Annotated in this window: 17 protein-coding genes; 8 read left to right on the forward strand and 9 right to left on the reverse strand. The window is 64.8% G+C overall.

The features are described from left to right. The first annotated feature begins 54 nt into the window (after window positions 1-54). From FJ936_RS28245 to FJ936_RS28260, 4 genes are read left to right on the forward strand one after another with little or no spacing between them, the layout of a single operon-like run. Window positions 55-927 carry a branched-chain amino acid ABC transporter permease gene (locus FJ936_RS28245; protein ID WP_019856603.1) on the forward strand — a complete coding sequence of 291 codons (873 nt, stop codon included), beginning with the start codon at window positions 55-57 and terminating at the stop codon, window positions 925-927. Beyond that, window positions 924-1,931, forward strand: coding sequence for a branched-chain amino acid ABC transporter permease (locus FJ936_RS28250; protein ID WP_141907275.1), 1,008 nt, complete (start codon window positions 924-926; stop codon window positions 1,929-1,931). Before FJ936_RS28245 ends, FJ936_RS28250 begins: the two co-directional genes overlap by 4 nt. Further along, window positions 1,928-2,650, forward strand: coding sequence for an ABC transporter ATP-binding protein (locus FJ936_RS28255; RefSeq protein WP_141907276.1), 723 nt, complete (start codon window positions 1,928-1,930; stop codon window positions 2,648-2,650). The genes FJ936_RS28250 and FJ936_RS28255 overlap by 4 nt, the downstream gene beginning before the upstream one ends. Further along, window positions 2,647-3,369: an ABC transporter ATP-binding protein gene (locus FJ936_RS28260; protein ID WP_141907277.1), complete on the forward strand. Its 723-nt coding sequence runs from the start codon at window positions 2,647-2,649 to the stop codon at window positions 3,367-3,369. Before FJ936_RS28255 ends, FJ936_RS28260 begins: the two co-directional genes overlap by 4 nt. A 29-nt stretch (window positions 3,370-3,398) precedes the next feature. Here the strand turns inward: FJ936_RS28260 and FJ936_RS28265 are convergent, their stop codons facing one another. Further along, window positions 3,399-4,139 (reverse strand): FadR/GntR family transcriptional regulator, encoded by a 741-nt coding sequence (locus FJ936_RS28265; RefSeq protein WP_141907278.1) that lies wholly within the window; start codon window positions 4,137-4,139, stop codon window positions 3,399-3,401. Window positions 4,140-4,279: 140 nt separating this feature from the next. On the opposite strand from FJ936_RS28265, the gene FJ936_RS28270 reads away from it, so the two are divergent. Then, window positions 4,280-5,185, forward strand: a complete 906-nt coding sequence (locus FJ936_RS28270; protein WP_141907279.1) for an NAD(P)-dependent oxidoreductase — start codon at window positions 4,280-4,282, stop codon at window positions 5,183-5,185. Between the two features lie 286 nt (window positions 5,186-5,471). On the opposite strand, the gene FJ936_RS31010 is transcribed toward FJ936_RS28270, so the two are convergent. From FJ936_RS31010 to FJ936_RS28285, 3 genes are all read right to left on the reverse strand, one after another. Continuing rightward, window positions 5,472-5,693 carry a hypothetical protein gene (locus FJ936_RS31010; protein ID WP_246680565.1) on the reverse strand — a complete coding sequence of 74 codons (222 nt, stop codon included), beginning with the start codon at window positions 5,691-5,693 and terminating at the stop codon, window positions 5,472-5,474. Between the two features lie 552 nt (window positions 5,694-6,245). Continuing rightward, complete coding sequence (locus FJ936_RS28280; RefSeq protein WP_246680566.1) at window positions 6,246-7,049, reverse strand: FadR/GntR family transcriptional regulator; 804 nt, start codon at window positions 7,047-7,049, stop codon at window positions 6,246-6,248. A 6-nt stretch (window positions 7,050-7,055) separates the two neighbouring features. Then, window positions 7,056-8,492, reverse strand: coding sequence for an FAD-binding oxidoreductase (locus tag FJ936_RS28285; protein ID WP_141907281.1), 1,437 nt, complete (start codon window positions 8,490-8,492; stop codon window positions 7,056-7,058). Between the two features lie 161 nt (window positions 8,493-8,653). On the opposite strand from FJ936_RS28285, the gene gloA reads away from it, so the two are divergent. Beyond that, a complete protein-coding gene (gene gloA, locus FJ936_RS28290; protein WP_141907282.1) occupies window positions 8,654-9,064 on the forward strand; it encodes a lactoylglutathione lyase in 411 nt (136 codons plus the stop codon). Window positions 9,065-9,138: 74 nt separating this feature from the next. Here the strand turns inward: gloA and FJ936_RS28295 are convergent, their stop codons facing one another. The 4 genes from FJ936_RS28295 to FJ936_RS28310 form a co-directional block, all read right to left on the reverse strand. Beyond that, the gene (locus FJ936_RS28295; RefSeq protein ID WP_141907283.1) at window positions 9,139-10,107 is read right to left on the reverse strand and encodes an ABC transporter permease; all 969 of its coding nucleotides are present in this window, start codon (window positions 10,105-10,107) and stop codon (window positions 9,139-9,141) included. Window positions 10,108-10,111: 4 nt separating this feature from the next. Further along, window positions 10,112-11,614 (reverse strand): sugar ABC transporter ATP-binding protein, encoded by a 1,503-nt coding sequence (locus FJ936_RS28300; RefSeq protein ID WP_141907326.1) that lies wholly within the window; start codon window positions 11,612-11,614, stop codon window positions 10,112-10,114. 5 nt (window positions 11,615-11,619) lie between these two features. After that, window positions 11,620-12,603 (reverse strand): ABC transporter permease, encoded by a 984-nt coding sequence (locus tag FJ936_RS28305; protein WP_140789321.1) that lies wholly within the window; start codon window positions 12,601-12,603, stop codon window positions 11,620-11,622. A 121-nt stretch (window positions 12,604-12,724) separates the two neighbouring features. Beyond that, window positions 12,725-13,801, reverse strand: a complete 1,077-nt coding sequence (locus FJ936_RS28310) for a sugar ABC transporter substrate-binding protein (RefSeq protein WP_141907284.1) — start codon at window positions 13,799-13,801, stop codon at window positions 12,725-12,727. Between the two features lie 211 nt (window positions 13,802-14,012). Between FJ936_RS28310 and FJ936_RS28315 the strand changes: the two genes are divergently transcribed. Then, on the forward strand, window positions 14,013-15,617 hold the full coding sequence (locus FJ936_RS28315; RefSeq protein WP_141907285.1) for a GMC family oxidoreductase N-terminal domain-containing protein: 1,605 nt from the start codon (window positions 14,013-14,015) through the stop codon (window positions 15,615-15,617). Here FJ936_RS28315 and FJ936_RS28320 read toward each other — a convergent pair. Further along, window positions 15,614-16,441: an NAD(P)-dependent oxidoreductase gene (locus tag FJ936_RS28320; protein ID WP_246680567.1), complete on the reverse strand. Its 828-nt coding sequence runs from the start codon at window positions 16,439-16,441 to the stop codon at window positions 15,614-15,616. The two genes, FJ936_RS28315 and FJ936_RS28320, sit on opposite strands and share 4 nt — an antisense overlap. Before the next feature lie 156 nt (window positions 16,442-16,597). Here FJ936_RS28320 and FJ936_RS28325 point away from each other — a divergent pair, with 156 nt between their 5' ends. Then, window positions 16,598-17,329: a FadR/GntR family transcriptional regulator gene (locus FJ936_RS28325; protein ID WP_141907287.1), complete on the forward strand. Its 732-nt coding sequence runs from the start codon at window positions 16,598-16,600 to the stop codon at window positions 17,327-17,329. Window positions 17,330-17,367 lie beyond the last annotated feature (38 nt).

The raw sequence follows: 17,367 nt of genomic DNA on the forward strand, positions 1-17,367 counted from the left end.
GGTTGGCGGCATCAGCCGCCAACTCTTCCTTTTGCAAGACAGGTCTCGATCGCCGTGGATATTTTCATCCAGCAAATCCTCAACGGCCTTTCCATCGCCAGCGTCATCACGCTCATCGCTATCGGCGTGACGCTGATCTTCGGGCTGACCGGCATCATCAATTTCGCCCATGGCGAATTCCTGATGATCGGCGGCATCGTCACCTGGCTCGCCGTCAGCGCCGGCCTCGGTTTCCCCATTGCTGTGGTGCTGGCGATCCTGGCGGTCGGGCTGATGGGCTATATCCTCGAGCGCGGCTTGTTCCGCTTCACGCTGGAGCGGCCGACCAACGGCTTCATCGTTTCGCTCGGCCTCATCGTCGTGCTGCAGCATGTGGTCGTGCTGTTCTGGAACCCCAACCAGAAGAGCATTCCGCGCCCGCTGACCACGGTGTGGGAGGTCGGCGGCGTGCGCATCGCATCGGTCCGCGTCATGGTCATTCTGATCACCATTGCCGTGGTGGCGCTGAGCTTCCGCATGATCACCGCCAGCCGCTATGGCCGCGCGCTGCGCGCCAGCGTCGAGGATCGCGACACGGCGGCGTTGATGGGCATTCCGGTGCGCCGCTACATCACCGGCGTCTTCGTGCTCGGCAGTGCGCTGGCCGGTCTCGGCGGCGCGCTGCTGATCGCTCTCTTCCCCATCACGCCGTTCACCGGCGGCACGATGGTGATGAAAGGCTTCGCCGTGGCCCTGATCGGCGGGCTTGGCAACATCTATGGCGCCGTCGCCGCCGGCCTCATCCTTGGCATCGTCGAAGGCTTCAGCGCCGGCTACGGCTTCTCGCAATGGACCGACGCCTATTCCTTCGTTCTGATGATCCTGGTGCTGATCGTGCGCCCGCACGGCCTGTTCGGCGGCACCAGCGGCCCCCGGATGGCGTCATGAGTGCCGGCTTAAAACCGCTGCGGTCGCTGCTGCCGGTGCTCGTCATCCTGGCACTGATCGCGCTGGTGCCGCTGTTTTCGCCCTCGAACCGCTTCCTGTCGCTGGCGATCTCGGCCGGCACCAACGTCATCGCGCTTTACGGCCTGTCGGTCCTGTTCGGCCAGGCCGGCATCCTGTCGATGGGGCATGCCGCCCTGGTCGGCGTCGGCGCCTACGCGGCGGCGATCCTCGCGCGGGACTTCGGCGTCGGCTTCTGGACTGCACTGCCGGTGGCCGCCCTGGCAAGTGCCGTCTTCGCCATGATCGTCGGCATTCCCTCGCTGCGTGTCGGCGGCCATCACTTCGTCATCATGACCTTCGCCTTCGGCCAACTGCTCGCCATCGTGCTCACCAATGGCGGCGACAATACCGGCGCGGCCACGGGGCTCGACATCGCCGGTCCGGTCACCCTGTTCGGCGCCGACATGAGCGATCTGACGCGCTACTATCTGATGGTGGTGGCTTTCGTCACGGCAGCGGCGGTGGCGAGTTGGGCGATCATCCATTCCTCCTATGGCCGCACGCTGCGCGCCATCCGCGAAAACGAAGAGCTGGCCGCCTCGCTCGGCATCAATGTCGGCCGCCACAAGATCGGCGCCTTCGTCGTCAGCGGGGTCTTTGCCGGTATTTCCGGCGTGCTGCTGGCCTATTTCCTCGGCCACATCTCGCCCTCGCAATTCTCGTCTTTCCCCAGCATCTACCTCGCGCTGATGGTCATGATCGGGGGCGCAAGGCTGATCGAGGGGCCGCTCGCCGGCGGCATCCTCGTTGCCTTCCTGCCGGAAGTGCTCAACCTCGACCCGGTGCAGTCGCGCATCGTCTACGGCGCCTGCCTGATCGCGGTGATCATGCTTTTGCCCGATGGCCTGATCGGCGGCATCGTGCGGGCGCTGCGCGTGGCATTTTCGGGCAAGCCGAAACAGGAGGCGGAGCGCGATGCCGCCCCCTTGGAGGCACGGCAATGAGCCCGATCCTGGCGATCAGCGGCCTCAGCAAACAGTTCGGCGGCGTCAGGGCCCTTGCCGGCGTCGACCTCGCCATCGAAGAAGGCGAAATCCTCGGCGTCGTCGGCCCGAACGGATCCGGCAAGACCACACTGTTCAACGTCGTCACCGGCGTCCACAAGCCAAGCGGCGGCGCGGTGCTGTTTCGCGGGCGCGAGATCACCGGTCTGGCACCGCACGCCATATCGCGGGCGGGCATCGGCTACACCTTCCAGCAGGCCATGGCCTTTGCCGGGCTTGGCGTGCTGGAAAATGTGCAGATCGCCGGCGAGCATAGGCGGGCAGCGGGCACCCCCAATCCCTGGCCGACGCCGCAAGCGCTGCTCGATTTCGTCGGGTTAAGTGCGCTCGGCGGCGAAAAGGCCGGCGTTCTGCCCTTTGGCAGCCTGCGCCTGCTTGGCCTGGCGCTGGCACTCGCCACGCGGCCGTCGCTGCTTCTGCTCGACGAGCCGGCCGCCGGCCTCAACGACCGAGAAACCTCTGCCCTTGTCGGCCTTGTTCGCCAGTTGCCGGGCCATGGCATCACGGTCTGCGTCATCGACCACGACATGAAGCTAATGCAGATGCTGTGCCGGCGCCTCGCCGTGCTCGATTTCGGCTCCAAGATTGCCGACGGGCCGACCGAAGCCGTGCTTGCCGATCCCAAGGTTCTGGAAGTTTATCTCGGAGGCGATCTGTGAGCCTGCTCGCCGTCACGGATGTCGTCACCGGCTATGGGCCGACGATCGTCAACCGCGGCGTCTCGTTGACATTGGGCGAGGGCGAGATCGTCACCATCCTCGGCCCCAACGGCGCCGGCAAGTCGACGCTGCTCAGGGGGATTGCCGGGCTGATCAAACCCCGCTCTGGCAGCATCGCTTTTGACGGCGCCGAAGTGACCGGGCTTGCCGCTGATGCCATGGCCAGGCGCGGCGTCGTTCTGGTCCCGGAAGGGCGCAAGGTCTTCGTCGACATGACGGTTGAGGAGAATTTGCGGCTTGGCGCCTATGCCCGCCGCGACGAGGCTGCCGTGGAGGCCGATTTCGCAACCATGCTCGCCTTCTTCCCGATCCTGGCCACCAAGCGGCGCGACAAGGGTGGCTCGCTGAGTGGCGGCCAGCAGCAGATGCTGGCCATCGCACGCGGGCTGATGACGCGGCCGCGCGTGCTGCTGCTGGATGAACCATCGCTTGGCCTGTCGCCGCTGCTGGTCAAGGAGATCAAGGCGATCATTTTGGATATCGGGGCGCGTTTCGGAGCCTCGGTGCTGCTGGTCGAGCAGAATGCCGGCCTGGCGCTCGCCGTCGCAGCGCGCGGTTATCTCATGCAGAACGGCCGCATAGTCGTCTCAGGGCCGATCACCGAATTGCGCGACATGTCACTGATGCGCGAACTCTATCTCGGCGGAGTCGCCGGATGAGCGGCAATCCCTCAGTCGTGGCTGGCCCTTTAGTCGTGAACAGCTTTGTCGTGCAAAGCCTCGAAGCGGGCATAGCTCTTGGTCAAATGGTTGCGCATGGCGCGCCGCGCCGCATTGACTTCCCTGGCTTCGATTGCGGTGAGAATGGCGCGATGCTCGCGCTGCATGCGGTCGAGATATTTCTCCCGCTCGGCCTCGGTCATCCGGTCGAGCCGTGTCCACTGGCGCGGGATCATGGCGCTACCGAACGTGTCGAACAGCCGGGTGAAATTAGGGTTCTGCGTTGCAGCGAGAATGGCGCGGTGGAATCCGAAATCCTCTTCCGAGCCCGAGCCGCCGGCCCGCACCGCCGCCTCCAGCGCATCGAGCCGCGCGCCCATCTGCGCCAGCGCCGTGTCGCTGCGCCGCTCGGCCGCAAGACCGGTCGCCTCGACCTCGATGCCGATGCGCAATTCCAGCACACGCAGCACCTCGTCGATCGACTCGAGATCGTCGGGCAGGATCGAAAAAGTCCGTGGCGGCGGATCCTTGGCAACGAAAGCCCCCAGGCCCTGGCGCGTGGTGATCAGCCCGCGGGCGCGCAACGCGGCCAGCGCCTCGCGCACCACGGTGCGGCTCACACCGGTGGCGGCGACGATCTCCTGTTCAGTCGGCAGCCGTTGGCCGGGTGCGAGATCGCCGGATTCGATCTGCGCGATCAGCGTGTTGACGAGCCCGGTTCGCAGGTTGGGCGCCTGCGGTATGGCATCAAAAACCATGGCTTCCGCCATCGCGCGGGCTCCGGTCCGAGTCTTCGGCAAAGGTTGTTTCTTGTTCGAAGGGCGATTCTTCTTCAAAGCATCGCATCGACAAGTGCGCGCCGCAAGGTGACGAAAGTTGAGCTCGCCGGAGTGGGTCATGGGAGGTTTGCATGAAAGAACACATCGGCTTCATCGGCCTGGGCAGCATGGGCGCCGGCATGGCCGACAATCTGCTGCGCGAGGGCTGGCCGCTGACCGTCTGCGTTCACCGCAGCCGCACCGCCGCCGATCGGCTGATCGCGGCCGGCGCCAGTGAGGTCGCAACCCCGCGCGAACTCGCTGCCGCCTGCGACATCGTCATCCTGTGCGTCACCGGCTCGCGCGAGGTGGAAATGCTGGTCAAGGGCCCCGATGGCCTTGCCGCGGCCGCCAGCCCGCTGCTGATCATCGACTGCTCGACCTCCAATCCGTCCTCGACGACAGCGTTGGCCGCCGAACTCACAGCACTTGGCGTGACGCTGATCGATGCGCCGCTGGCGCGCACGCCGAAGGAAGCCGCCGAAGGCAAGCTCGACGTCATGGTCGGCGGCCCGGCCGAGGCAGTCGCCCGCGCGCGGCCGGTGCTCGAAGGGTTCGCTGCGAGGGTCGTCCACACCGGGCCGACCGGCAGCGGCCACACCATGAAGCTGCTCAACAATTTCGTTTCGATGGGCTATTCGGCGATCTATTCCGAGGCGCTGACGCTGGGCGCCAAGGCTGGGCTGACGCCGCAGGTCTTCAACAGCGTCATCTCAGGCAGCCGCATGGATTGCGGCTTCTACCAGGCTTTCTTCGATTTCGTCCTCAACCGCAACGAAAACGCCCAGCGTTTCGCCATCGCCAATGCGCTCAAGGACATGACCTATCTCGCTTCCTTCGCCGAGGCTGCTGGCATCGCCAACCCGATCGGTGCGGCGGTGCGCAACGGCTTCGCCACCGCGGTCACCACGGGCCACGGCGAGAAGTTCGTGCCGGCGCTGTCGGATATTGTCGCTGGTCTCAACGGCGTCTCGCTGGTCGGGCCACCAACTACATGATGGGGCAGGGCCGATTTATCCCCGCCAATCGCAAGCGATCACCCCAGCACAGGCGGAGTTGGATCGTAGCCAATTGAAACTATCCTCGGGGTGCCGGGATTGGTCATGGTGCGAAAGAGCGATGCGGTCTGAGCCGTGCCAGGGAGCACCGATTTCATCTGTGACGGCGCGAAGGCACGCCACTTTACAGGCATGAGCACGGTCACAGATTCGGTCGATTCGGTAACACCATGTTCGGACGACACCCTGCGGCAGTTTGAATTTAGGTCCTGGATAATGCTCGCGCCTACAACAGAGACCCTTGCGCCGGAGCCTGCTGCGCAAACGTGATCTGCGTGGCCGGCTTCTCGACAATCACAAGGGCATCATCCGGGGCAGTGCGCTGTAGCCGCGTCACTTCCGGCCAAGGCGCAGTCAACCAAGTCTCGGTCTCCCCTTGGGTTCTCAGGAGCACCGGCATGGCCTTCTCGTGGATCGGCTTGACAAAGACGTTGGGCGCTGTCGTCATGAAGCCATAAATCTCGAAGTCGCCGGGCCGTTCTTGACCTTGCGCACCCCCTGCCACGGCGTCCAGAGGCCAGCGAAGAAGAACAGAGGGCGGTCCTCATTGAGCGCGAACCAGTAGTTCCGCTGGATGCCCGTCTCAGGGTCCTTGTCGCCTGTGTCGGGCTGGGCTCGGCAAAGCTCGTCACCGGCACCGCACAGCGGTTCTCTACACCGACATACTGTTGCCAATGGCCGTACTGTGGATTGCGTATGTTGTGGTGCCGTAATCGGCCTTGCCCTTATCCGCTCAACGGGTGTCGGCATGCCCCACAGAAGGTTGGCCAGCTCCCGCTGCCCGTCCGGTGCATTGCGCACCACCGCTCCGGATTGGTTGGGATAGATGTCAATGGACGGCTCAAGGTTGCCCAGGATGTCCCGCATAGTCCGGGTCTATTGGCGGATGGCCCTCTTGCGATGTGGTGACGTTGTAGAGGTTGCACATGTTCACACTCTGCCGTGAGAGCGAACCGGCGACCAGCCGAAAAATTCGGACGAAACAGCGCCGAGGAAACCGCTATCCTCCCGCCCGCCCCCGCACAGCCTTCCTCAACCGCGAGTGCCGCGCCGGAGACGGCACCTCCTGCGCCGGCGATAACGGTTCAGCGACTGCCTCACCATCATGCAACCCAACCCGCAGCGCCGCCCCGGCCAGGTGGTCCCGCATCGCCGCTTGCGCGCCCTCGGCGTCGCCGGCGCGGATGGCGGTCATGATGCGCTCGTGTTCGCCGAGCGTGATGCGGGCCATGTCGTCGGACTTCTGCTGGTTGCCCGCGGCGAGGATGCTTTCGCGCACGCGTTCGGACACGAAGACCAGGAACTGGCCCATGTAGGAGTTGCGCGTCGCCTCGGCGACGGTGCGGTGGAATTCGAGGTCGCTGCGCAGCCAGGCGACGCTGCCATAGGGAGCGGCGCGCATGCCGGCCAGTGCGGCGCTCATCGCGGCGAGATCGGCCTCCGAGCGCCGCTTGGCGGCAAGGGCGGCGGCTTGCACTTCGAGGATGCCGCGCAGTTCGAACAGGTTGCGGAAGGAATCGGCGCGCTGCAGCGCCTCATAATCGATGGTCAGCACCGTCGGGTTAGTGGTCTCCACCACGAAGGCGCCGCGTCCCTGCTGCGACCAGATGCGGCCCTCCGAGCGCAGCCGCGCGATCGCCTCGCGCACGACGTTGCGGCTCACCCCGAAAGTGGTCGCCAGCGCCTGCTCGGTCGGCAGCTGGTCGCCGGGCTTCAAGCGCCCTTGCGCGATCTCGCGCGAGATGGAACTCGCCACCAGAGTGGAGAGGTGTGGACCACGATTGACTTTGTCGAGTTTCAGCATCATCGCTCACCTATAGTCGACGGCGGATGTGGACGCCAGAATGCGGCCGTTGCTGAGGATGTGGCTGGGATCGAACGCGTCCTTGATGCCCGCAGCGAGGTCGAGCGTCACCGGATCGATGCGTTCGAGGAACGCCTTCTGCTTGACCCGGCCGATGCCGTGCTCTGCGCTGATCGAGCCGCCATAGCGGTCGACGACGGCAAAGATCTCGGCTTCAGCCTGCTCGAACAGATGCTCGATCGCTTCCACGCCCATGCCTTCCGGCGGCACGACATTGAGATGGATGTTGCCGTCGCCGACATGGCCATAGGTGACGGCCAGCGCGTCCGGGCGCGCCTGCTCCAGCGCGGCCAGTGAGTCAGTGACGAAATCGGCGAGTTTTGAGATTGGCACCGAAACGTCGGTGCGCAGGTAGCGGCCACCGCGTCCCTGCCGCTCGACCATGATCTCGCGGTAGAGCCACAGGCGCTCGCCTTGCGCCCGCGTCGATGCGACGAGGCCGTCCTCGACGATATCGGCGGCGCCGCCGAGAAACCCTAGCAGCATGGCCGAGAGGTCGATCAGCCCGCCGGAGGAAACCTCGATCAGCACATAGGCGGGGTAGGGCTTGTCGAGCGGGTCGGCAAAATCCTTGCCCTCGCGCATGGTGATCTCGATGCCGCCGCGCAGGATCAGCTCGAAGGCGGTGAGCAGGTCGCTGCAGTCGCGCCGGGCGCGGGCATAGAGCGCCATCGCATCCTCGACGGAGCGCAGGCCGACCAGGGCGGTTTCGATCTGCGTCGGCTTGGGGAAAAGCTTCAGCGCCGCAGCGGTGACGATGCCGAGTGTGCCTTCCGAGCCAATGAAGATCTGCTTGAGGTCGTAGCCGCGATTGTCCTTGCGCAGCACTTTCAGCCCGTTCCAGACGCGGCCATCGGCCAGCACCACTTCCAGCCCAAGCACAAGGTCGCGCGTCATGCCGTAGCGCAGCACGTTGAAGCCGCCGGCATTGGTGGCGACATTGCCGCCGATGCGGCAGCTTCCCTGCGCGCCGAAGGTGATCGGCAGCAGGCAGTCGTTCTCTTCCGCCGCGCGCTTGGCGTGATCGAGGATGCAGCCGGCCTCGACCACCATGGCGAAGTCGATCGGGCTGATCGAGCGGATCTTGTTCATGCGTTCCAGCGAGATGACGATCTCGCCGCCATCGGCAGCCACCGCGGCACCGACGAGTCCGGTCAGGCCGCCTTGAGGCACGACCCGGATGCGCTCGGCATGGCAGAACCGCATCAGCGCCGACATCTCCTCGACCGAAGCCGGACGCGTCACCGCCAGCGGGCGGCCGAAATGGTCGCCCGACCAGTCGCGGCTGTAGCGCGCCAGGTCTTCGTCCGCGGTCAGCAGCCCACCATTCGGCAGCACGCCGGCAAGGGCCGATATCAGGGATAGGGAGGGCACGATAGTCATGACCTGGTTATGGACCCTCTGGTAAAACGACTGGACAAGCACTGTTCTTGTCGTGTTATCATACAACCCTGATTTAGAACATCAAGCGAGGCCGCGTTCCCAACACCTGTTTGATGTGGATGATCAGACCAGCAAATCACTGAATTCGGAGGATTTTCCCAATGAGCGACGCCCGGGGCTTTCGCTATATGCATACCATGATCAGGGTGCTCGACCTCGACAAGTCGATCGCCTTCTACACCGAGGTTCTCGGCATGACCTTGCTGCGCCGCGACGATTATCCCGGCGGCAAGTTCACCAACGCCTTTGTCGGCTATGGGCCGGAGGACAAGGAGGCCGTCGTCGAACTGACGCTGAACTGGGGCAGGGAAGAGCCCTATGAGATCGGCACCGGCTTCGGCCATCTGGCGCTCGGCGTGAACGACATCTACGCCGTCTGCGCCGAGCTCGAAAAGCGCGGCGCCAAGATTCCGCGCAAGCCCGGGCCGATGCAGCATGGCACCACCCACATTGCCTTTGTCGAAGACCCGGACGGCTACAAGATCGAACTGATCGGCCTCGACACGATGTAACGATCTGATCGGGCGGGGCCGCATCGAGTTTATGATGCGACCCCGTCCTGTCCGCGCTTGCTTGGGAGGCGGGATCACTTGATGACCGCGATCTTGCTGCGGTCGATGGTGATGGCGACGGCGGCGATGAGCACCGCGCCGAACACCATGTTTTCCAAGAAAATATTGACGCCGACGAAGGTCATGCCGATGCGCACGATCGAGATGATCAGCGCGCCGACCGCCGTGCGGGCAACGCCGCCCAGCCCGCCGGTGATGGCGGTGCCGCCGACGATGACGGCGGCGATGGCCGGCAGCAGCAGCTGGTTGGCAAGCACCGGCGAGCCGCTCGACAGCCTTGCCGCCAGCACCACGCCGGCGACAGCGGCCAGCATGCCGGAGGCGGCGAAGGCGATGATCTTGGTGCGGTCGACATTGATGCCCGCCGCCCAGGCGGCCGGTTCGCCGGCGCCGACGGCGATCGCCTGGCGGCCGAAGCGCGTGTAGCGCAGCGCCAGAAAGGCGGCGATGCCGATGACCGCCGAAATCAGCACCACCACTGGAACGCCGGCGACGGTGGCGTTGATCCAGGCGGTGTTCTGGCGGCCACCTTCCTCGATGGTGATGGCGCGGCCGTCGGAAACCCAGAGCGCCAGACCCGTGACCACGCCGCCGGTGGCGAGCGTCGCCACGAAGGACGGGACGCGCAGCTTGACATGAACGATGCCGCTCAGCGTGCCGAAGGCAAGGCCGGACAGAATCGCCACCGGGAAGGCGGCAAGCCCGAGCGAGGGCAGCAACTGCGCCAGGATGACGCTCGCCAGCGAGGCGACCGCCTGGATCGACAGGTCGATGCCGCCGAGCAGGATGGCGAAGGTGACGCCGGTCGCCAGGATGAACAGCACGGCGGTGTTGGCGAAGAGCAGCGCTACGGTCTCGCCGGTCAGGAAGCCGGGCGCGGCGAGTTCGATGATCAGCAAAAGCGCGACCAGCAGGACCAGCGGGATGGCGCCCTGCGTCCACTTGCCTTCGAACACCTGCCTGATGGAAAAGCCTTCACTCATCGGTTCATACCATCGCTCGCAGTAGATCAACCTGGTTCGGCTTCTTGCCCGGGCTGGCGTCGAAGCGCGCGGTGATCTCGCCGTCGCGCATCACCAGCACCTGGTGCGACAGGCCGATCGTCTCTTCCAGCGTGTCGGAAATCAAAAGGATCGCCACGCCTTGCGCGGAGAGATCGCGTACCAGTTCGTAGACTTCCTCCTTGGCGCCGACATCGAGGCCGCGCGTCGGGTGGTCGAGCACCAGGATGCGCGAGCCGGCCGTCATCCAGCGCGCCAGCACCACCTTCTGCTGGTTGCCGCCGCTGAGCTTGCGGCAGGCGGCATCGGGGCCGGGCGCCTTGATGCGCAGCCGTTTGATCCAGTCGGCTGCCAGCCGGCGCTCCTTGCCATAGTCGATGGCGCCATGGCGCATGACGCTGGAAAGATCGGCGAGCGAAATGTTCTCCGCGATCGACAGAAACATCACCAGCCCTTCGAGCCGGCGCTCGCGCGGCACATAGCCGATACCCTTGCGCACCGCCGGTTCCGGCGAGCCGAAGCGCACTGTGTCGCCGGCGATCTTCATCTCGCCCGCATCGTGCTGGAGGAAGCCGCCGATGGTGCGCGTCACCTCCTCGCGGCCCGAGCCGACGACGCCGGCAATGCCGACGATCTCGCCGGCCCTGATCTTGAGGTCGACACCGTGATAGGCGCCGTTGGCGCCCAATCCCCTGGCCTCGACCATGACGGTGTCGCGCGGCGCTTGCTGGCGGGCCTCGCGATAATATTCGGCCTGCAGGCCGCGCCCGACCATGATCTCGTGCAGCTCCGGCGCGGTGACATCGGCAGCGCGATGTTCGGCGACGACAGCGCCATCCTTCATCGTGTAGACGCGATCTGATATCGCCAGCACCTCGTCGAGGCGGTGCGAGACGAAGACGAAGCTGGCGCGGGATTTGAGCGAGCGCACGCGCGCGAACAGCACCTCGATATCGGCGGCGTTGAGCACCGAGGTCGGCTCGTCGAGCAGGATGAGCAGCGGCCGCTCGACCACTTCCTCCAAGGTCAGCGCCTTGGCGAGCTCCACCATCTGGCGCGCCGCGAAGGTGAGTTCGGAGATGCGCCGGGTGACGTCGATGTCGATGCCGATCTTGGCCAGCTGCCGGCGCGCCGCCGCGTTCATAGCGCGCCAGTTGACGATGCCGAAGCGGGTGAAACGGTCTTCATCGCCGAGATAGATGTTTTCGGCGACCGAGAGGTTGAGCACCAGCGATTGCTCCTGGAACACCATGCCGATGCCGTGCCTGGCGGCGTCGCGAGGGCTGCGCATGCGAAACTGCTCGCCGTCCAGTGTCAGGCTGCCGCCATCGGGCCGGTAGCTGCCGGCCAGCACGCGCATCAGCGTCGATTTGCCGGCGCCGTTCTCGCCGATCAGCCCGACCACTTCGTTGGGCCGCACCTCGATTGACACGTCGCGCAAGGCCTGGACGCCGGGGAAGTTCTTGATGATGTGGGAGGCGTTCAGCATGGCGCTCACTTGACGATCCGCAGGCGCACGCGGTCGAGCGACAGTGCCACCGCGGCAATGATCATCAGGCCCTGCACGGTCTGCTGGATGTAGGGCGAGATGCCGAGCAGGATCATGCCGTTGGCAAGCACAGTGACGATCAGCACGCCGATCAGCGTGTTGACGACACCGCCTTCGCCGCCGGTCAGGGCCGTGCCGCCGACAACCACGGCGGTGACGGCGGCAAACAGCCTGCCGTCGCCGATGACGGCGTGGGACTGGCCAAGCTGCGCGGCGGCAAGCACGCCTGATATGCCGAAGAAGAAACCGGCCAGCGCAAAGGCGGTGATGCGCACCTGGGTTACGTTGACGCCGGAGAGCTTGGCGACATCCTCGTCGCCGCCGATCGCCAGAATGTGGCGGCCGAGCTTGGTGTGGTACTGGATGACAGCGGCGAGCAGGAAGGCTGCGAACGCGACCCAGACCGCCAGCGGCAGGCCGAAGAAGCGATGCAAGGCAAGGTCGCGGATCGAGGCGTCGTTTAGGCGGATCGCCGAGCCGCCCAGCATATAGACCGACAGGCCGAGGCCGATGAACCACATGCCGAGTGTCGCCATGAAGGATGGTATGCGCAGCATGGTCTGGACGAGACCGCTGAGCAGGCCCATCGCGGTGCCTGCAATCACGGCGGCGAGCACGGCCCACCAGCCATAGTCATTGCCGTTCGCGTCATTGGCGGCGAGCAGCACCACCACCATGGCCGAGACCGAAAGCGTGCCTTCGACGGAAAGGTCGATGCTACCCATCAGGATGATGAAGGTCAGCCCCATCGCCAGCGTCAGCGGCACGGCGGCCGAGTTGGCAAGCCGCACCAGATTGCGCAGCTCGATGAAGTTGGGATTGGCGATGGCGATCAGTACGCAGAGCACGATCAGTACCGCCAGCGGCGCCAGGCTGCGCCAGCGCCTGCCACCGAACACAGCGGCGATACGGCCGGGGATCAATGTCATAAGCGTTGTCCGCTCGATGTCCGAAACGGACTTCAGGGGTTCTGTATGGATTGTCAAGAAACCGCTTCCCGTCTGCTGAAAAGGGGAGCGGGCCGCCAGGGAGCAGCGGCCCGCCCGGCGCTCAGGTGCGGATGGCTCCAGTCACCCGGCCCCACAGATCGTTCCAGTCGATCTCCGGTTTGGCGTCGACATTGGTCTTGTAATATTCCTCGACATTGTCGTGCGAGATCAGCACCGCCTTGCCGTAGAATTCACGGTGTTCCGGCGGTTCCTTGGTCGGATCGAACTTGCCGATCTTGGCGTTGTAGCCGATGGCGAGACCCATGCCGCCTTGCCAGAACGGATCGGAGGTGACGGTGCAGGCAAATTCGCCGGTGCGCACCGCATCAACCGCCGTCTTGATGCCGTCGACGCCGACGATCGGCACCTTGCCAGCGAGGTTTTCGGCGCGCAGCGCTTCGAGCGCGCCGGAGCCCATGTCGTCATTGGCGGCCCAGATGCCCTTGATGTCGTCGCCGAAGCGGGTGAGCAGGTTGCCCATCAGGTCGAAGGCCTCGGTCGATTTCCAGTTGGCGACCTGGAAGTCGAGCAGCTTGATGTCGGGATTGGCGGCAAGGGCCGCGTCGAGGCCCTTCTTGCGTTCGATCGCCGCCGTGGTCGAGATCAGGCCGCCGAGCGCGACGATGCCGCCCTTGCCGCCGATGGTCTTGAACAGGATCTCGGCAATGGTCTTGCCGCTTGCGATGCCGTCGAACTCGATGTGCGACACATAGTTCGGGTTGAAGTCCTTCGGATGCAGATCCGCCGGCTTGTTCCACTGCGTCACGACATAGGCGCCGGCATTGGCGCAGGCTTCGACGATAGGGCGCGCATCCGGCGTGTCGTTGGGATCGGAATTGAGCACCATGTTGCCGCCAGTCTTTGCCAGCATCGCCTTGATGTCGGCGATGCCTTTCTCGCTGTTGCCTTCCGAGACCAGCGTGACATGTTCGAGTCCGGCCCATTTGGCGTAGGCCTCGGCCCCGGTCTTCCACACTGCATGATAGGGGTTTGAGAGCGAGCGGATCGACGTCACCAGCGTCGGCTTTTCCTGGGCGCGTAAGACCCTCGGCATGGCGAGCGCCGCCACGCCGGCGGTGACGCCCATCATCAGCGTCCGGCGGCTGACCGAAAGCGTAAAATCTGTCCTGTCCTTCATGTTCAAACCTCCCGATTGAAATCTGTTTCCCGCCCGGCGGCATGCGCGGGGAGCGCGGCCGGGCCTCCGATCGACGTGTTGCCAAGCTCCTCCACTTGTACGACAACCCTTCAACACGATAACCATACCCTTTCTCTTGACGCGGCACAAGCGACTTGAGACGTTGCGCAGCAGAGCAGGGCGATGATTTCGCGCTGCCAAGGGAGTGAGAATGTCTGACTACATCATCGTCGGCGGCGGTTCGGCCGGCTGCATTCAGGCCGCCCGGCTGAGCGAGGATCCGGACGTCTCGGTCACCTTGCTCGAGGCCGGCCCGCCCGACACCGATCGCTACATCCATCTGCCGGTCGGCTTCTTCAAGATGACGTCGGGGCCGCTGATCTGGGGCTATGATACCGCCCCCGGCAAGGCGATCGACGGCCGCACCATGGTCTATCCGCAGGCGCGCGTGCTGGGCGGCGGCTCCTCGATCAATGCCCAGGTGTTCACGCGCGGTTGCCCGCAGGATTACGACGGCTGGGCGGCTGATGATGACTGTACGGGATGGAGCTACGCCGAGGTGCTGCCGTACTTCATCCGCTCCGAGGGCAACGACACCTTCGCCGGTCGTGAGCACGGCATCGATGGCCCGCTCGGCGTTTCAAGCGGCGCCCCGCATCCGCTGACCCGGGTGTTCGTCAAGGCGGCGCAGCAGGCCGGTCTTCCCTTCCGCGCCGATTTCAATGCCGGCGAGCAGGAAGGCGCCGGATTCTACCAGACGACGACGCGTCAGGGGAAACGCTCGAGCACGGCCGTCGCCTATCTCAAGCCGGCGATTGGTCGCAAGAATATGACGCTGCGCACCGACGCCACGGTCAGCCTCATCGTCGTCGAGAATGGCCGCGCCATCGGCGTCGAGGTCATCGTCAACGGCCGCACTGAGCTCTTGCGCGCCGAGCGCGAGGTGATCGTTACCGCCGGCGCCATCGGTTCACCCAAACTGCTGATGCTGTCGGGCATCGGCCCGGCTGCGCATCTCGGCGAGCACGGCATCAAGGTGGTCCATGATCTCGCCGCAGTCGGCCAGAACCTGCACGATCATATGGATGTCGACGTCGTCGCCGAGCTCAACGGACCGCACGGCATCGACCGCTACAAGAAGAAACGCTGGCAGGTGGTCGCAGGCCTCGAATATGCGCTGTTCGGCAAGGGACCCGTGGCCTCCAACATCGTCGAAGCCGGTGGTTTCTGGTGGGGCGACCGCGCGGAGAAAACACCTGACATCCAGTTCCATTTCCTGCCCGGCGCCGGCGTCGAGGAAGGCATCGGCTCGGTGCCCGGCGGCAATGGCTGCACGCTGAACAGCTACCATGTCCGTCCCCGCTCGCGCGGCAGCGTCACGCTGCGGTCGGCGGATCTGCGCGATGCGCCAATCATCGATCCCAACCCGTTTGCCGAACGCTATGATCTGGAACGCGCCATCGACGGTATCGAGATCAGCCGCGAGATACTGTCGCAGCCGGCCTTCGCCAAATACATTAGCCGCGAGCATCTTCCGGGTTCGGCCATGCAGGGACGCTCAGCACTCGAAGCCTTCGCCCGCGAACATGGCCGCAGCGCCTACCACCCGGTCGGCACGTGCCGCATGGGCGGCGATGCCGGGAGCGTCGTCGATCCCGAGCTTCGCCTGCGTGGGCTGCAAGGCTTGCGCGTCTGCGACAGTTCGGTCATGCCAAGCATCGTGTCTTCGAACACCAATGCAGCGGTGATCATGATCGCCGAGAAGGCGGCGGATTTGATCGCCGGGCGAGGCCCGCTGCCGGCGGTGACGGCCTAGTCGTCCGGGAACATCGAACGCGGCGGAAAGTCTGCACGGCTGTAGTCCACCACAATGAACTTGCCGCCCTGGTAGCGCTCGACCACCGGATTATCAGTCACCTTGCCGCGCACCCGCTCGGTCTGGCTGTCGGAACTGTCTCGCGGCGCCCAGCCGAGCTTCAGCCTGGCATCGTGCCGCCAGAAGCCGCGGCTGTTGTTGGACTGGCCCCAGATGACGGAGCAATCGACCCGCTCCGCGTCGGCACAACGTTCGATCAGTCGGACAAAGTCATCGTGAGAGATCCAGGTCGACAGGATCCTCTCGTCCGGAACCTCCGGCAGCACCGAGCCGATGCGGATCAACACGCTTTCCACCGCATGCTTGTCGAAGTAGAGCCGCGCCAGCATCTCGCCATAGGCCTTCGACAGGCCGTAATAGCCGTCGGGCCTGAGCAGGCAGTCCTGATCGAGGATCTGCGTCCGCTCGTAGAGGCCGACCGCATGGACCGAAGACGGGAAGACCACCCGCGCCTTCTGGCTGCGTGCCGCCTCGTAGATGTGGAAGCTGCCGCGAAAATTGGGGCCAAGCACGGTCTCGAAGGATTGCTCGGTGGAGATGCCGCCGAAATGCAGGATCAGGCCGCAACCCTCCGCCAGATCGTTCACCGCCTGCTGATCTTCGAGATCGGCGATGGTGAAGCTTGCGTTTGGCGGCAGCGGGATCGGTAACGGCACGACATCGGTGAGCCGCAAGGTCCAGCCCAGCGCCGCCAGCCGGACTGAGAGCAGGCGCCCGATCGTGCCGGAGGCTCCGGTCAACAGGACCGGTTTGTCGCTCAGCATCACATCCAGTCCTTTCGCTGAGACCGCGGACATGTTCGCGCTGATATGGCAAGGCGAATGAAGACTGGTCGTGGCGAGGATCCCGCAAATGTCATCATATCACCGTATAAATAACCAGTTGCCAAGGACGCCGGTTTGTTTATTGCTTTGGTGGCAATGAAACGTTCCTTTGGCCTTCCCCCGCAGATCAGCCGCACGGCGCAGGTTGCCGACTGGTTTGCGCGCGAAATACGTGCCGGCCATATGACGAGCGGCGAGAAACTGCCGACCGAGCAGGAACTGATCGCGCAATTCGGTGTCAGCCGCACGGTGATCCGCGAAGCCATGGCTTCTCTTCGATCGGAAGGGCTCGTCCTCAGCCGCCAGGGTTCTGGCGTGTTCGTCGCCGACCATCAGGCCAACACCACGTTTCGCATCGTCTCCGACGAGCTGCACTCGCTGACCGAAGTCCAGAACGTGCTGCAGCTCCGGCTGGCGGTGGAACAGGAAGCCGCCGGCATCGCCGCCGAGAAACGCAGCGACTGCGACCTTGCCCGCATGCGCGACTGCCTCGACGCCATCGATGCCTCGATCGCGGCGGGAGAGAGCGCCATCGAGCCGGATTTTGCCTTCCATCGGGCCATCGCCTCGGCCACCGGCAATCCCTATTTCGAACGCTTCATGCATTTTCTCGGACCCGTCGTCATTCCACGCCAGCTGATGCGTCCGCGCGACGAAACGCCGGAGCAGCGGCGGCACTATCTGGAACAAGTCCAGATGGAGCACCGCCGCATCTATCAGGCCATCGAGCGGCAGAATGTCGAAGCCGCCCGCTTCACATTGCGCGAGCATCTGGAGGCTGGCCGGGAACGCTATCGCCGCATGGTCGACGGTTCGGCCCGATCGTAGCGCGCCGTCAACTCCGGTCTTCGATCCACTCCAGCAAA

It is taken from the genome of Mesorhizobium sp. B2-4-13 (assembly GCF_006658535.1).
GTDB lineage: Bacteria > Pseudomonadota > Alphaproteobacteria > Rhizobiales > Rhizobiaceae > Mesorhizobium > Mesorhizobium australicum.

Excerpts from the sequence above, each read along its gene's own strand:
- FJ936_RS28250 (WP_141907275.1), top strand. The coding sequence starts at position 924 with ATGAGTGCCGGCTTAAAACCGCTGCGGTCGCTGCTGCCGGTGCTCGTC.
- FJ936_RS28255 (WP_141907276.1), top strand. The coding sequence starts at position 1,928 with ATGAGCCCGATCCTGGCGATCAGCGGCCTCAGCAAACAGTTCGGCGGC.
- FJ936_RS28265 (WP_141907278.1), bottom strand. The coding sequence starts at position 4,139 with ATGGCGGAAGCCATGGTTTTTGATGCCATACCGCAGGCGCCCAACCTG.
- FJ936_RS28270 (WP_141907279.1), top strand. The coding sequence starts at position 4,280 with ATGAAAGAACACATCGGCTTCATCGGCCTGGGCAGCATGGGCGCCGGC.
- FJ936_RS31010 (WP_246680565.1), bottom strand. The coding sequence starts at position 5,693 with ATGACGACAGCGCCCAACGTCTTTGTCAAGCCGATCCACGAGAAGGCC.
- FJ936_RS28280 (WP_246680566.1), bottom strand. The coding sequence starts at position 7,049 with ATGCTGAAACTCGACAAAGTCAATCGTGGTCCACACCTCTCCACTCTG.
- FJ936_RS28285 (WP_141907281.1), bottom strand. The coding sequence starts at position 8,492 with ATGACTATCGTGCCCTCCCTATCCCTGATATCGGCCCTTGCCGGCGTG.
- gloA (WP_141907282.1), top strand. The coding sequence starts at position 8,654 with ATGAGCGACGCCCGGGGCTTTCGCTATATGCATACCATGATCAGGGTG.
- FJ936_RS28295 (WP_141907283.1), bottom strand. The coding sequence starts at position 10,107 with ATGAGTGAAGGCTTTTCCATCAGGCAGGTGTTCGAAGGCAAGTGGACG.
- FJ936_RS28300 (WP_141907326.1), bottom strand. The coding sequence starts at position 11,614 with ATGCTGAACGCCTCCCACATCATCAAGAACTTCCCCGGCGTCCAGGCC.
- FJ936_RS28305 (WP_140789321.1), bottom strand. The coding sequence starts at position 12,603 with ATGACATTGATCCCCGGCCGTATCGCCGCTGTGTTCGGTGGCAGGCGC.
- FJ936_RS28310 (WP_141907284.1), bottom strand. The coding sequence starts at position 13,801 with ATGAAGGACAGGACAGATTTTACGCTTTCGGTCAGCCGCCGGACGCTG.
- FJ936_RS28315 (WP_141907285.1), top strand. The coding sequence starts at position 14,013 with ATGTCTGACTACATCATCGTCGGCGGCGGTTCGGCCGGCTGCATTCAG.
- FJ936_RS28320 (WP_246680567.1), bottom strand. The coding sequence starts at position 16,441 with ATGCTGAGCGACAAACCGGTCCTGTTGACCGGAGCCTCCGGCACGATC.
- FJ936_RS28325 (WP_141907287.1), top strand. The coding sequence starts at position 16,598 with ATGAAACGTTCCTTTGGCCTTCCCCCGCAGATCAGCCGCACGGCGCAG.